The organism is Cohnella caldifontis, from assembly GCF_029360585.1.
Classification (GTDB): Bacteria; Bacillota; Bacilli; order Paenibacillales; family Paenibacillaceae; genus Cohnella; species Cohnella caldifontis.
The window spans coordinates 50,944-65,326 of record NZ_JAQZSJ010000010.1; the positions used below are offsets into that span (position 1 = coordinate 50,944).

The 14,383-nt window shown below is 60.3% G+C and carries 12 protein-coding genes; 4 read left to right on the forward strand and 8 right to left on the reverse strand.

Features of this window, described 5'->3' with window-relative positions:
• Positions 1 to 2: 2 nt before the first annotated feature.
• Genes PTZ19_RS15030 through PTZ19_RS15040 form a run of 3 tightly spaced genes read right to left on the reverse strand, consistent with a single transcriptional unit; the run spans position 3 to position 4,758 of the window.
• Positions 3 to 2,909 carry an ABC transporter permease gene (locus PTZ19_RS15030; protein WP_276355889.1) on the reverse strand — a complete coding sequence of 969 codons (2,907 nt, stop codon included), beginning with the start codon at positions 2,907 to 2,909 and terminating at the stop codon, positions 3 to 5.
• Positions 2,910 to 2,912: 3 nt separating this feature from the next.
• The gene (locus PTZ19_RS15035; RefSeq protein WP_339329332.1) at positions 2,913 to 4,028 is read right to left on the reverse strand and encodes an efflux RND transporter periplasmic adaptor subunit; all 1,116 of its coding nucleotides are present in this window, start codon (positions 4,026 to 4,028) and stop codon (positions 2,913 to 2,915) included.
• Positions 3,985 to 4,758 carry an ABC transporter ATP-binding protein gene (locus PTZ19_RS15040; RefSeq protein WP_276355890.1) on the reverse strand — a complete coding sequence of 258 codons (774 nt, stop codon included), beginning with the start codon at positions 4,756 to 4,758 and terminating at the stop codon, positions 3,985 to 3,987. Before PTZ19_RS15040 ends, PTZ19_RS15035 begins: the two co-directional genes overlap by 44 nt.
• 306 nt (positions 4,759 to 5,064) lie before the next feature.
• Here PTZ19_RS15040 and PTZ19_RS15045 point away from each other — a divergent pair, with 306 nt between their 5' ends.
• The 4 genes from PTZ19_RS15045 (at position 5,065) to def (ending at position 10,043) form a co-directional block, all read left to right on the forward strand.
• Complete coding sequence (locus PTZ19_RS15045; RefSeq protein WP_276355891.1) at positions 5,065 to 6,723, forward strand: glutamine--tRNA ligase/YqeY domain fusion protein; 1,659 nt, start codon at positions 5,065 to 5,067, stop codon at positions 6,721 to 6,723.
• 87 nt (positions 6,724 to 6,810) lie between these two features.
• Positions 6,811 to 8,142 (forward strand): beta-N-acetylhexosaminidase, encoded by a 1,332-nt coding sequence (gene nagZ, locus PTZ19_RS15050; RefSeq protein ID WP_276355892.1) that lies wholly within the window; start codon positions 6,811 to 6,813, stop codon positions 8,140 to 8,142.
• Between the two features lie 1,134 nt (positions 8,143 to 9,276).
• Positions 9,277 to 9,519 carry a helix-turn-helix domain-containing protein gene (locus PTZ19_RS15055; RefSeq protein WP_276355893.1) on the forward strand — a complete coding sequence of 81 codons (243 nt, stop codon included), beginning with the start codon at positions 9,277 to 9,279 and terminating at the stop codon, positions 9,517 to 9,519.
• Positions 9,520 to 9,524: 5 nt separating this feature from the next.
• Complete coding sequence (gene def, locus PTZ19_RS15060) at positions 9,525 to 10,043, forward strand: peptide deformylase (RefSeq protein WP_276355894.1); 519 nt, start codon at positions 9,525 to 9,527, stop codon at positions 10,041 to 10,043.
• Between the two features lie 79 nt (positions 10,044 to 10,122).
• Here def and PTZ19_RS15065 read toward each other — a convergent pair whose 3' ends face one another.
• The 5 genes from PTZ19_RS15065 to pyrF all read right to left on the reverse strand — a co-directional run bounded on the left by PTZ19_RS15065 (position 10,123) and on the right by pyrF (position 14,375).
• The gene (locus tag PTZ19_RS15065; protein WP_276355895.1) at positions 10,123 to 11,244 is read right to left on the reverse strand and encodes an ABC transporter permease; all 1,122 of its coding nucleotides are present in this window, start codon (positions 11,242 to 11,244) and stop codon (positions 10,123 to 10,125) included.
• 4 nt (positions 11,245 to 11,248) lie between these two features.
• Positions 11,249 to 12,178, reverse strand: coding sequence for an ABC transporter ATP-binding protein (locus tag PTZ19_RS15070; protein ID WP_276355896.1), 930 nt, complete (start codon positions 12,176 to 12,178; stop codon positions 11,249 to 11,251).
• Positions 12,179 to 12,344: 166 nt separating this feature from the next.
• Positions 12,345 to 12,749 carry a hypothetical protein gene (locus tag PTZ19_RS15075; protein WP_276355897.1) on the reverse strand — a complete coding sequence of 135 codons (405 nt, stop codon included), beginning with the start codon at positions 12,747 to 12,749 and terminating at the stop codon, positions 12,345 to 12,347.
• 235 nt (positions 12,750 to 12,984) lie between these two features.
• Complete coding sequence (pyrE, locus tag PTZ19_RS15080) at positions 12,985 to 13,638, reverse strand: orotate phosphoribosyltransferase (protein ID WP_276355898.1); 654 nt, start codon at positions 13,636 to 13,638, stop codon at positions 12,985 to 12,987.
• The gene (gene pyrF, locus PTZ19_RS15085; protein ID WP_276355899.1) at positions 13,635 to 14,375 is read right to left on the reverse strand and encodes an orotidine-5'-phosphate decarboxylase; all 741 of its coding nucleotides are present in this window, start codon (positions 14,373 to 14,375) and stop codon (positions 13,635 to 13,637) included. The genes pyrE and pyrF overlap by 4 nt, the downstream gene beginning before the upstream one ends.
• Between the last annotated feature and the right edge of the window lie 8 nt (positions 14,376 to 14,383).

The window sequence follows — 14,383 nt, forward strand, 5'->3', positions numbered from 1 at the left end:
GGTTACCGCTCCTCTCCCAGCTTAACGGCTTGATGGACGCGAAGCCTGCGGATATGCCCGACGAGCAGGCCCGCCCCGATGAGCATCATCGCGCCGATCACGACGGACAGCCGCATCGTGTCGACCGGGGAGAACACGACGTGGAACGGCGGAATTTGCCGGGCCGAGTTGTCGGTCGTCTGCAGGAACGGCAGGAACAGGATGCTGGTCGCTTTGCCGATCCCGACACCGAGCGCGATCGACAGACCCGCCGTGAAAATTTGCTCCAGCAGCAGCATTCCGGTCAATTGCCTGCGCGACAAGCCCATCGCCCGCAGGATCCCGATCTGCACGATCCGGGAAGACAAATTGAAAAACCAATACAGCACGTAACCGGACAACGAAACGATGACCGTAACGATGAATCCGAGGCTGAGGATGCCGAACACGCCGCCGCGGGCGGGGTGTTTGCTCTGCGTCGCGAGCTCGCTGCGCATGTCGTCGACCTGCGCCAGCTCGACCCCCTTGCTCTGCAGCGCGGGGATGATCGGGGCCGTCTTCGCGTCCGGCTCCATCTTGAGCCATACGTCGTACGGGATCAGCGGCGCTTGGTCGTAAATGTAATCCAGGTTCGCCACGAGGAACGGAGCCTGATCCGGGAATTCGCTCGGCCAGTACGGCACGATGCCGATGATGGCGAATTCGACCACCTGATCCTGCAGCACCGCCTGCACGGTATCGCCCTGCTTCAAATCGAACCTCTTGGCGACGTTCGAGGAAATGATCGCCCCTTCCGGCACTTTGCCGAGCCAGGCTAAGTACGTATAAGGATTGATCGGGTACATGTCTTTCCGCAGCCAAGCGACCCGCGCGAAGTCGACGTTATCGATGCCCATGACCACGCCTTGGCCCGCGGTTTTGCCCGATACGCTGATGCTCGCCTTCGCCTGCAGCACCCGGGCGGCATGTTGCACGCCGGGCAGCGTGCGGAACACTTCGAACGGCGGTTCGTTGTAAATGATGCGGGTCGGGGTGGGCCGGTCCTGTTGGCCGCCGCTGCCTCCCCCGTTGCCGCCGCCGCTGCCGCCGTTGCCGCCTCCGTTATTGCCGCCGGAGCCCGAGCCGCCTCCGCTGCCCCCGCCCTGCTGGGGATCCACCGGGGCAAACTCCGCCTGCCCTTCCCAGACCGCTTTGACGACGACGTCCGAGCCGTATTTGTACAGAATCCGCTCTTCCGAGTTGAGCCCGATCGTCCGGGCGGCGGACGCGTTGTAGACGCCGAGGCCGATCGTCAGGATCAGCAGGATCATGAGCGGGTAATAGCCGTTCGCCGACCGGGACAATTGCGTGACGGTCAAGTAGAGCGGCACCGGGAGCAGCTTGCGCCCCAGCGCGTTGACCAGCTTCAGCAAGAGCGGGAACAAGCGGAGGAACACCAGTCCCGCCGAGAAGATGCTGAGCGCCGGCACGAAGAACAAGAACGGCTGCACGTTCAGCTGGTCGGTCGTCATGCCGGTCTTGAAGCTCACCATCTGCCGTTCGTTGAACAAATACCAGCCGTAGGCGGCCACGCCGACCAGGACGACGTCCAGAAACCACTTTTGCCAGAACGGCGCTTTCTCCGTCCGTGCCATCTTGCGTTTGTGGTCCACGATGGACGTCCGGGTAAAGACGAGCGCCGGGATGACGGCGGCGAGAATGGCGACGACGACCGCCGCCAGCCCGGCCAGCACCCCGTCCGTCGTGAATCCGACCGGAATGGCTTTCCGGTTGACGAATTCGAGAAAGCCGTTCGCCGAACCGATGCTCTTGGCCATGAACCAGCCGAGGAACGGCCCGGCGATCAAGGCGGCCAACCCCAGGATCGCCCCCTCCAGCAGGAACAGCACGAAAATTTGCCGGGTGCTGGCCCCGCGGCTGCGCAGCACCGCGATGTCCGAACGCTGCTTCTCCAGCGCCTGCCGCGAATTCATCGTGATGAAGTAGAACACCATGGCGATCATCGGCGCGGCTAACGTGAACAAGAGCGTCTGGAGCTGGATGCTGCTGCGGCGGAATTCCGACAGCATCTCGGCGAACGAGATTTCCAGCCGGGTGTCGTTCGAGCGTTTGTAGACTTCGATGTCGATGCGGTTCAGCTCCGCGGCGAGCGGTGACAATTGGCTCGTCTTGATGTCGCGGAGATCGTAAGCCGTATACCATTTGACCGACTGCAGCGGCAAGCCCCGCTTCTCGGCCAGGTCCGTCAGCAGCGCCGGCTCCGCGATGAACAGGTTGCTCATCAGCGCGTCCAATCCCTGATACCAGTAAGGATCCGCCGGATTTTTCGGCTTGAACGAACCGACGATTTGCACGCGCAGCGTATCGTTCGAACCGCCGTACATCGGATACAGCAGGACGTCCCCGACGTGCAGGTCGTTGCGGAACAACGCCTCCTCCATCATGACGGCCTTGATCGTGCCGTCGGCGTCCGGATGGTCGGGGTACCACGTTCCCGCGACTTGTTCGACTGCCTCTTGAAGTCCCGTGAACGAGACCAGCGACATTTTGCGGGTCCGGCTCGGATCCACTTTCGTCGGATCCTCGGGCACCACTTCGGTCCCCCGGAGCGAGGAACTAATCTGAGCGGCCTCGGCCGGAAACCCGATTTTGCGCGGCACGTCTTCCTTGACGTACTGATCGACGCTGCGGAAAGCTTTCCAATCGGTCTTGCCGCCGACCGCCTGGTACGAGATCAGCATCGCGCCTGCCGGCAAGCCTTGGCTGTTCTCCTTGAGCGACTGCGCGACCACCCGCTTCAGCGCGCCGTCGGCGTAGATCGGGATGCTCGTCGTGAAGGCGACGGCCACCAGCAATCCCGCCAGCGTGCTCATCGTCAGCCAGCGGGTGTTCCACATCTTGCGGAATAGAAATCGGATCAGCGCGTTCATGGGTTATCGACCCACGACTTTCTGCCCCGGCGTCAGGCCTTGCACGATTTCGGCTTCGGTCGACGTTTCCTGCCCGACTTCCACGTCGACCTCCCGCTTCGTCCCGTCCGCCTCGACGACTTGGACGTACGTCCGTCCGCCGACGCTGCGCAGCGCGGCCAGCGGAATCACGACGGCGTCTTTCTTGCGGTCGAGAATGACGGATACCGACAGCGGAGTGCCGCGCTGAACGGTCGCCGGAAGCTTGGGAACGTCGATCAGCAAATAGTCGTCCAGCCCCATCGGAGCCTGCCCGCCGCCGTTTCCGTTGCCGTTGCCATTGCCGTTATTGCCGTCGTCCGGCACGGGCAGCTGCTTGACGGTACCGGTCAATTGCCCGACGTTGCCGATGTCGACCTGCACCTCCATGCCGACGGCCACCTTCTCCAGATCGTCCTTCGAGAGCGTGGCGCCGACGATCTTCTTGCTGGGGTCGGCGATGATGCAGACCGGATCGTACGCTTTGATCTGATCCCCTTCCTGGACGGAAACCGAAGCGACCGTCCCGTCGAATTCCGCCGTCAGCGTCGCTTTGGCGATGTCCTCCTCCAGGTCGGCCAGACTCTGACGATCCTGCTCGAACGCGAGCATTTGCTGCTCGAACTGGATCGGATCCGTTTCGTCCTTTTTGCGCAAAAGTTCCTTGATCGTCAGTTCCTGCTGCTTGATCGCCAGTTGCTTCGAACGCAAATCCTGACGCATCTGGTCGACGTCCAGCTCGGCGAGAACCTGTCCCGCCTTGACCTGGTCGCCGGATTGTATGTACAGCTTCTTCAGCCGTTTGTCTTCCAGCGTGAAATACATCGTCTTTTCCTTGGTGGACAAGACGCGGCCGGACCCGGACACCTTGGTTTCGAGCGTCTTCGTCGTCACCTCGTATTCCGGCTTCTTGGAAATTTGGGGAAGTTGGATCGCCGACAGATCTTCCTCCTCCGGCTCGCTGGGCAATAGTCCGCATCCCGCCACCGCGGCCGACAGCAGGACGAGCGCCAGCGCCCCCGCCGCGCGGCGTCCGAACCGCCTGGTCCTTTCCGGTTCACCCGTTGTCGACGAATACGCCGTCCACCATTTCATAGACATGGTCCGCTACCTCCATAATCGTTGGATCGTGTGTGGTCATGCAGATCGAGACGTTCTCCGTTCTCACGATTTCCCGGAACACGTTCATGATCTGCGCCGCCATCTGGCTGTCCAATTCCGCCGTCGGCTCGTCCGCGAGCAGCAGGCTGGGCCGATGGGCGATCGCCTTGGCGATGGCCACCCGCTGCTGTTCACCCCCGGACAATTCGAACGGGCGGTGCGACATCCGCTTGCCCAGACCGACCATCTCCAGGCAGTACGTCACCCTCGGCTTCCACTCCGACCGGGGAACGCCCGCCATGCGGAGAGACAATTCGACGTTCTCGTAAGCGGACAGCAAGGGCATAAGCGCGAAAGCCTGGAAAATGAAGCCGATATCCCTTCTGCGCACCTCGGTGCGGCGATCGTCATTCCATTCGTGAAACGGGCGGCCGCGAAAATGGATCGTTCCCTCCGTCGGGACGTCGAGCCCGCCCATCAGGTTCATCAGCGTCGTTTTGCCGGAACCCGAACGGCCTTTCAGCATGACCAGCTGCTTCGGAAACAACTCCAGGTTGATGCCCTTCAGCACCCGGAGCCGGGCGCCCCCTACGTCGAAGGAACGTTCCACGCCGCGAACCGACAGCAGCGGTCCGTCCGTCTCCGCGGCCGGGGCGCCATTCGGCGTTTCCCGCGCCGTACCGGCGTTGTCCGAAGCGGTCGCCGGCTTGCGCCGCAACCAAACGGGCATGGCTTTTCCTCCTCTAATCGGGAGTTTGACGGAGTCAAACTCTCTCCTTTAATCGGGAGTTTGACGGAGTCAAACTCTCTCCTCTAATCGGGAGTTTGGCGGAGCCAAACTCTCCCAGCTTTCTTCTTCATCCAATATAACGAGACCCGGCCGAAAAAAGTTACGAAAGAAATGAGGACTTTATCATTTTTTTAATGAAAGACCGACAGATTTCGCCTTCCGGCGAGAAAGCCTCTTTATAAGCAAGGGCTTTTTTGTGTATGATGAGGAGATAAGAAAAACGTAACGGAAGGCTGGTTGGTCGCCATGGAAGAAACGAAATCGCCCTCTTCGTCCAATTACATTCGAAATATCGTGATCGATGATCTCGCCGCCGGCCGCGTCAAGGAAGTGGTCACCCGGTTTCCGCCGGAGCCGAACGGCTATCTGCATATCGGCCACGCCAAATCGATCTGCCTGAACTTCGAGCTCGCCGACGAATTCAAAGGCCGGACCCACCTTCGGTTCGACGATACGAACCCCGTCAAGGAAGACGTCGAATTCGTGGAGTCCATCAAACGGGACGTCCAGTGGCTGGGTTTCGAGTGGGAAGGGCTTTTCTTCGCGTCGGACTATTTCGACGAAATGTACGAGAGAGCCGTTCTGCTCATCCGCAAAGGCCTCGCCTACGTGGACGACCAGAACGCCGACCGAATCCGCGAAACCCGCGGCACGCTGACGGAACCGGGCGTTCCGAGCCCCTGGCGGAACCGCTCCGCGGAGGAGAATCTCGATCTGTTCGCGAGAATGAAGGCGGGAGAATTCAAGGACGGCGAGAAGGTGCTGCGCGCCAAGATCGACATGGCCTCTCCCAACATCAACATGCGGGACCCGGTCATTTACCGCATTCTCCATGCCCATCACCACAATACGGGGGACAAATGGCGCATCTACCCGATGTACGCCTTCGCCCATCCGCTCGAGGACGCCATCGAAGGCGTGACCCATTCGATCTGCACGCTGGAGTTCGAGGATCAGCGGCCGTTCTACGATTGGGTCGTCCGGGAATGCGAGATGCCCTCGGTCCCCCGGCAATACGAGTTCGCCCGGCTGAACCTGACGAACACGGTCATGAGCAAGCGGAAGCTGAAACAGCTGGTGGAGGAAGGCGCCGTGGACGGGTGGGACGACCCCCGCATGCCGACCATCTCCGGGCTGCGCCGCAAAGGCTACACGCCGGAAGCGATCCGCTCCTTCTGCCGGGAGCTTGGCGTGAATAAAGGCTACGGCGTCGTGGACGAACGGATGCTGGAACATTTCATCCGCGAGGACCTGAAGCTGAAGGCGCTCCGCACGATGGCCGTGATCGACCCGCTGAAGGTCGTCATCACGAACTATCCGGAAGGGCAAACCGAATGGCTGGAAGCGGAGAACAACTCCGAGAATCCCGAGATGGGCAGCCGGCAAATCCCGTTCTCCCGCGAAATCTACATCGAACGCGACGATTTCATGGAAAATCCGCCGGCCAAATATTTCCGCCTGTTCCCGGGCAACGAGGTAAGGCTTAAGAACGCTTACTTCGTCAAATGCGAAGAAGTCGTGAAGGACGCGGACGGCAACGTCACCGAGATCCGCTGCACCTACGACCCCGAAACGAAAAGCGGTACCGGCTTCACGGGACGCAAGGTCAAAGGCACGATCCACTGGGTCGACGCCGCCCATGCGGTGCCCGCCGAATTCCGGCTGTACGAGCCGCTCATTTCGGACGGCGAAGAGAATGAAGAGGCCTCCTTCCTGGAAAAACTGAACCCGAATTCGCTTACGGTCTTGCGCGGGTTCGTCGAACCCGGCATGAAAGCTGCAGCCGGCGGGGACAAGTTCCAATTTTTCCGCCACGGCTACTTCAACGTCGATCCCAAGGATTCGGCGCCGGACCGGCTCGTGTTCAACCGCATCGTATCGCTCAAAAGCTCTTTCCAACTGTAAAATGAAAAAACGCCCCCGAGCGATCCGCCGCAACATTGCGGATCCCGGGGGCGTCTGTATCGTCGAAACGAACGAGGAGGTGCGACCATGTCTGCCCGAGGTTGGATCGGATCGGGTTTGCTGCTGCTATTGCTCATCGGGGGATGCGGATCCGGATCGACCCCGTCTCCCGCGGGGACGGCTTCTTCCCCCGTGGAGTCCGCGCCGGCCGGAACGACCGCTCCCCCTTCCTCTCCGTCCTCAGTTCCGTCGCCCAGTGCCTCATCGGATTCGGGAGCCGGCGAAGGCGGGGCGTCCGAATCCGGCGATGACCTCGCCCGGCTTGTACGTTCCATGACGCTGGAAGAGAAGATCGGGCAATTGCTGCTCGCCGGGGTTGAAGGCACGACGGCGGATGCGGCGGCCAGGCGGATGATCGCGGAGGATCGCGTCGGCGGCATCATTCTGTTTAAAAACAACCTGTCCAGCGGAGTTCGCTCCTCCGTGGAGCTGCTGAACGGCTTGAAGGCGGCCAACGCCGGCAATCCCGCTCCTCTCTTCCTGAGCGTCGACCAGGAAGGCGGCCGCGTCAACCGGCTGCCGAAGGACTTCGTGCCCATGCCGGCGAACGCGGCGGTCGGGAAGACGGGCCAGGCTCCGCTCGCGAAAGAGATGGGCGCCTTGATCGCGCGCCAACTCAAGCTGCTCGGCTTCAACACGGACTTCGCCCCCGTGCTGGACATCAACAGCAATCCGAAAAACCCCGTGATCGGAGACCGGTCGTTCGGCAGCCGGGCGGATCTGGTAACGGACATGGGGCTGGCGGAAACGGCCGGCATCCGCGGCGGCGGCATCATTCCCGTCGTCAAGCATTTTCCCGGACACGGCGACACGGCCGTCGATTCGCACCTCGACCTGCCGATCGTCCGCAAAACCGAAGCCGAGCTGCAAGCGCTCGAGTTGATTCCGTTCGAAGCCGCGGTCCAGTCGGGCGCGGATGCCGTCATGGTGGCCCACATCCTATTCCCGGAGCTGGACCCGGACGTCCCGGCCTCGCTGTCCGGCAACATCATCGGCGGGCTGCTCCGCGGCAAGCTGGGGTTTGACGGCGTCGTCATCACCGACGACTTGTCGATGGGCGCCATCGCCAAGCATTACGGCCTCGAAGACGCGGCCATCCGCGCCGTCTTGGCCGGAGCCGACGTGCTGCTGATGGCCCACGGATACGGGACCGAGCATCGGATCCGCGAAGCGCTGCTGGGCGCCGTCGGCGACGGACGAATCCCGGAAAGCCGGATCGACGAGAGCGTCACGCGCATCCTTAAGCTGAAACGGACTTACGGTTTGACCGACGATGCCGTTCCCGTTCCTTCCGCGTCGGATTTGCCAAATGCCGACATCCGACGTTGGCTGGCGGAAGTCAAGGCAGCCGGAAGATGAGGAAACCCGCTTAAAGAGCGCATTGACGATCCCGCCCCACACGTTGGAGCGAGTTGTGTAACTTTCTTACGTATCTCGCAGCAAATCCGCCGCGTTGGGGCGAGTTGTGTAACTTTCTTTCGTATCTCGCAGCAAATCCGCCGCGTTGGGGCGAGTTGTGTAACTTTCTTTCGTATCTCGCAGCAAATCCGCCGCGTTGGAGCGAGTTGTGTAACTTTCTTACGTATCTCGAAGCAAATTCGCCGCGTTGGGGCGAGTTGTGTAACTTTCTTACGTATCTCGTGGCAAATCCGCCAAGTTGGAGCGAGTTGTGTAACTTTCTTACGTATCTCGCAGCAAATCCGCCGCGTTGGAGCGAGTTGTGTAACTTTCTTACGTATCTCGCAGCAAATCCGCCGCGTTGGGGCGAGTTGTGTAACTTTCTTTCGTATCTCGCAGCAAATCCGCCGCGTTGGGGCGAGTTGTGTAACTTTCTTTCGTATCTCGCAGCAAATCCGCCGCGTTGGAGCGAGTTGTGTAACTTTCTTACGTATCTCGCAGCAAATCCGCCGCGTTGGGGCGAGTTGTGTAACTTTCTTTCGTATCTCGCAGCAAATCCGCCGCGTTGGGGCGAGTTGTGTAACTTTCTTTCGTATCTCGCAGCAAATCCGCCGCGTTGGAGCGAGTTGTGTAACTTTCTTACGTATCTCGAAGCAAATTCGCCGCGTTGGGGCGAGTTGTGTAACTTTCTTACGTATCTCGTGGCAAATCCGCCAAGTTGGAGCGAGTTGTGTAACTTTCTTACGTATCTCGCAGCAAATCCGCCGCGTTGGAGCGAGTTGTGTAACTTTCTTACGTATCTCGAAGCTAAACAGGGTTTTCCATCCGGCGGTAAAATGGAGTTAACTGAGTTTCGCCTACTCCGGATCATCGGACCGCATTTCCTTTGATCCGGATCATCCGCGTCTCCTTTGTTCCGGAATATCGGACCGCATTTCCTTTGTTCCGGATCATCCGCGTCTCCTTTGTTCCGGAACATCGGGCCGCATTACCTCGCCCCTGCTGTTTACGCGGGGGTTTCGTTTGTGCTACATTTTAGGCAATGCCTAACTTCTTAAGTTAGCGCCTAATACCCTACATGAGGAGCGATCCCAAATGCTCGTATGGCTGTTAAGACAGGTCATGGCCCAGAGAGGAATCTGGACGGGGGCCGCGTTGGCCCGGCTGCTGCTGGAAAAAGCGAATTACCGGCTGTCCCCGGCTTCGATCAGCGCCTTATTGACCCAGCCGCCGCGGCAAATGAAGGCGGAGACGCTCGACGCGCTCTGCACCGCCTTGGATTGCACGCCGAACGATCTGTGGGCGCATATGCCGACCCCTAATGGGAAAGGAGCCTGAGCAACATGGCCGTTAAACCGATCCTTCCGTTCGGGGACCCGATATTGCGGAAGAAAGCCAAGCCGGTCGAGGAAATCACGGAGAGAATCCTGAAAACGCTGGACGACCTGGCGGAAACGTTGTATGCCGCCGAGGGACGCGCCGGCCTTGCCGCTCCCCAAATCGGCATTCTCCGCCGACTGATCGTCATGGACTGCGGCGAAGGCCTGATCGAGCTGATCGATCCCGAAATCGTGGAAGCGGAGGGCGAGCAGACGGGAACGGAAGCTTGCTTGTCTTTTCCGGGCTACTACGGTTACGTGAAGAGAGCGCAGAAAGTCAAAGTCAAAACGTTAAACCGGCAAGGTGAGTCCGTCATCCTCGAGGGCGAAGGATTTTCGGCCCGCTGCTTTCAGCACGAAATCGACCATCTGAACGGCGTTTTGTTCGTCGACCATGTCCAGGAGCCATGGCTGTATCAAGAAAAAACCGGCGAAAAGCTCCCCCTGCTTGACGTGATCCGTCTGTCCCGCCAAGAAAATTGAGTAAAACCGCACAAGACCTCCTGCGGCCTCCATTTCGGCGGACGCGGGAGGTCTTGCGCTGAATGCGGCACCGCCTCTTTTACCGAGCCTCCACTTTCGCGCGCCGATACAGCGTCGCTCCGATCAAGTAGGCAACGACGCCCCATAGCGCCATGACGCCCGCGCCAAGCCAAAACTCCGTCGACGCGATTCCGCTGCCGTACACCATGCCGTCGCGCAGACCTTCCGCGAAATACGTCAGCGGCAACGCGTCCTTGACCGGCTGCAGCCAACCGGGCAAACTGTTCGTCGGGAAGAAGATGCCCGAGATGAACATCATCAGGAAGCTGGCGATGTTCGCTACGCCCATATAGGCTTCCAGCGTTTTGCTGAACGAGGAAAACAGGTACCCGAGCGCATTGAAGGCAAGGCTGCCGATGAAAAACGCGACGATCAAAGTCGGGACGTCGATGTGCAGATGCGCCCCGAAGAGAAACACGCCGATCGCCGCCAGGACGCACACCTGGAACACGCCCAGCAGGAACCTCACCAGCATGCTGGCCAGTCCGAGCAACCCCATCCGCACCGGCGTCATGCGCAGCCGTTTCAGGAGCCCCTTGCGCCGCATTTCCACGAGATCGACCATTCCGAACAGGCCTCCCTGCGCCAGCGCCAGCGCGATCATGCCCGTCATCAGGAAATCCGTATAGCTCAAATCCTCGCTGCCGGAAGTCACCGCTTGCATTTCCAGATGGAACGGAGGCGTCTGCACGCCGGCCGCCGCCAGGTTGGACTGCTGCACGACTTGCTCCAAAATGCCGCGGATCACCTGCGTCGTCGCGCTTTGCTCATTCTCCGTATTCACGACCAGCTTGAGGGACTGGGTTTGCCCGTCTGCCGGAAGGTAGATGACGCCGTCGACGTCTTTTTCTTTGATCCACTCGTCCGCCTGTTCGGCCGTCACCGGCGCTTCGGATTTCCACTCGAACACCGGAATTTGCCTGAGGCCCGACAGCATCCCGTCCGCTGCCTCGTTCCGCGCCGGTTGTACCACCGCGACTTTCGCCTTGAAGTCGCTGCCGTCATTGCCTCCGAATATCACCATGAAGATGGACATCAGAATGATCGGGAAAAAAATATTCCAGAACCATACCTGCTTCTCGCGGAACATCATTTTCAGAGTGGCCGCGAACAGCTTGCGGAACTGCTTGCTCCGGTTCACTCGGTCAGTCCCTCCATTCCTTGCCCGTAAAGGCGATGAAGACGTCTTCCAGGCTCATTTCGCGGATGGACACCTGTTCTACCCGGTACCCCCGTTCCTTGGTGAAGCCGAACAATCCGTAGAGCGTATCCTCCGGCTGCACCGACCAGAGCGCCAGATGGGCTCCTTCCCGGGAAGTCCGAACGACGCTGCCCGCGCTTTGGGCAGCCGATTCGGCCGCCGCGGCCGCCTCTTCCCCGTCCAGGAAGGACAGCCGGACTTCCCGCTCCCGCGTCAAGCGGCCGATCAATGCCGCCGGCGTATCCAGGGTGACGACTTTCCCTTGATCGACGATGCAGACGCGGTCGCTCAGCTTCTCGGCTTCCTCCATGTAATGCGTGGTCAGGATGGTCGTTTTGCCCAGCGCCTTCAGATTCAGCACGATGTCCCAAATATTGCGCCGGGCTTGGGGATCGAGGCCGGTCGTCGGCTCGTCCAGGAACACGATGTCCGGGTCGTTGATCATGCCCAGACCGATCGCCAGCCGCTGCCGCTGGCCGCCCGACAGCGATTTCACGCGTTTGTTCCGATGTTCGGCCAAATTGATCATGGCCAGCACTTCGCCCACGCTCTTCGCTTTCGGATAGAACGTGGCGAACAACTCCAGGTTCTCCTCGACGGTCAGCAGTTCGAACATCGCGCTGGACTGCGGCTGGATGCCGATCCGGTATTTGATTTTCTCGGCATCTTTGGCCCAAGTCAGCCCATCGATCGCGATCGTGCCCGCGTCGGGGGGAATCAGCCCTTCGATCATTTCGAGCGTCGTCGTTTTGCCGGCCCCGTTGGGTCCGATGATCGTGAATATTTCCCCCGCTTCGACCTCGAAGCTGATGTTTTCTACCGCGGTTACGGAGCCATACGTCTTGCGCAACCCGCGCGCTTCCAAAATCGGCACGTTCGTTCTCTCCCTCCATTTTCCAATTCCATCGCTATTGTACTTTACGCGTCCGGGAAACGCGACAGTCTTCGGATGGCCAACCGGATCGGTCTCGGGACGGAGAAAAAAGAAACCCGCCCTCGGCGAATCATTCGCGCGAGAACGGGCCTTGCTGCCGTATGGATTAACGTTTGCTGATGTACGCGTTGGCCGTCCGCATCCGCTCTTTGAACTTCCGCTCTTGGTCCAGCGCATGCGCCAGCTCGTTCTTGATCCGGTTGGAACAGGACAGGCACAGGCGGCCGGTTCGGGTCGGAGCCTTGCAGAGATCGCATTGGTCGGCGAGGTTGGGATAGTCCCCCAGTCTCAGTTTGCCGCTTCGGATCCAGCCCCGGATTTTCTCCGCGGGGACTTCCGCCGCCGCGGCCGCTTCCTCCGTATTCAAAAACCGGTTGCGCATCAGCGCGCGTTCCAATTGCCGATAATCGCGGTCTTCCATCGCCGAACAGTCGGAACAGAGGTTTCGCATGTTTTTCTGATAGATTTTTCCGCAGCTTGGACAGTGTTCCACGATTAGTTCATTCGGCATAAATCCGACCTCGATTCTCTATTTCTTATGGACTAATTCTATCACGAGATTGGGTAAATTTTCATCCATTATTTGCAGTAGCTCGACAAATTTTTCGAAAACTGAGGCAAAGGTCCTGTTAGCGCGCGCCGGGGCAAAAAATTCAGCGGGCGGCAAAACAATAGGCTCCCGAACGGACCGTTCGGGAGCCAGGGCACAGATTCGCATGATATTCGATTCGAGTTGGACGGAGTCTTTATTTCCCGAACGATTGGGGATCGCTGCGCCAAGACTGGAGCAGCTCCACGTCCTCCCGGCGGATCGTTCCCCGCGCAAGCGCGGTTTCGATGAGCGCCGAGTAGTTGGACAGCGTGTAAAGCGGGATATTCTCGGAGGCGAAAGCTTCCGCCGCCGCAGCGAACTGGTACGTGAAAATGGCGACGACGCCCAGCACCTCGCATCCGGCTTCGCGCACCGCCACGGCCGCTTTGAGCGAAGAGCCGCCCGTAGAGATGAGGTCCTCGATGAGCACGACCTTCTGCCCCGGCGCGAAATGGCCTTCGATCTGGTTCGTTTTGCCGTGGCCTTTCGCCTTGTCCCGTACGTAGAGCATCGGCAGATTCAGCTTTTGGGCGACCCAAGCCGCGTGCGGGATGCCGCCCGTCGCGATGCCGGCCACCGCTTCGCAGCCGGGAAATCGCGCCCGGATCACGGAAGCGAAGCCTTCGGCGATCGTCTCCCGTACGGCCGGGTAACTCATCGTGAGCCGATTGTCGCAGTAAATCGGGGATTTGATCCCCGAAGTCCACGTGAAAGGCTCATGCGGTCTCAAGGATACGGCCCCGATGTCCAGCAGATTTCCTGCGATTGCCGCAGCCAGAGCTTCCATGTTGGCGTTGTTCGTGCTCATCCCTCGGTCATCTCCTTCAAAATGGTATCGAACGCGGAGGCGGGGTCCTGCGCAGCCGAGATCGGACGGCCGATCACGAGGTAATCGGTTCCGGCCCGGACCGCTTCGGCGGGGGTCATGATTCGCGACTGGTCTCCGATGTCGGCGCCTTTCGGCCGAATGCCCGGCGTGACGGTGAGAAACGCATTCCCGCAGGCGTCCTTGACGGCGCCGACTTCATGCGGGGAAGCGACGACTCCCTGCAGGCCGGCTTCGCGGGCCAAACGGGCATAACGGACGACCGCTTCCTCTACGCCGCCGGGGATGCCGATCTCCCCGTTCAAAACGGCTTGGCTCGTGCTCGTCAGCTGGGTGACCGCGATCACGGCCGGGGCGCGTTCGGCGGCGCCGGCTTCGACGGCTTCCCGCACCCCTTCCATGGCGGCGCTCATCATGGCGAGGCCCCCGGCCGCATGCACGTTGAACATGTCGACCCCGAGCCGGCCGATGCTGCGGGCGCCTCCGCGGACGGTGTTCGGAATGTCGTGCATCTTGACGTCCAGGAACACCCGGAAACCCCGGGCTTTCAGTTCCCGGACGACCGTGGGGCCGGCGGCGTAAAACAGCTCCATGCCGACCTTCATCCAGCAGCCGGCGCCCTGCAGCCGCGAAGCCAGCCGCAAGGCGGCGTCCGCGTCGGGCTTGTCCAGCGCGACCATCACTTTGGCTGCCGCATCGCGTACCGTTAACTCGGCCATTCGTGAAA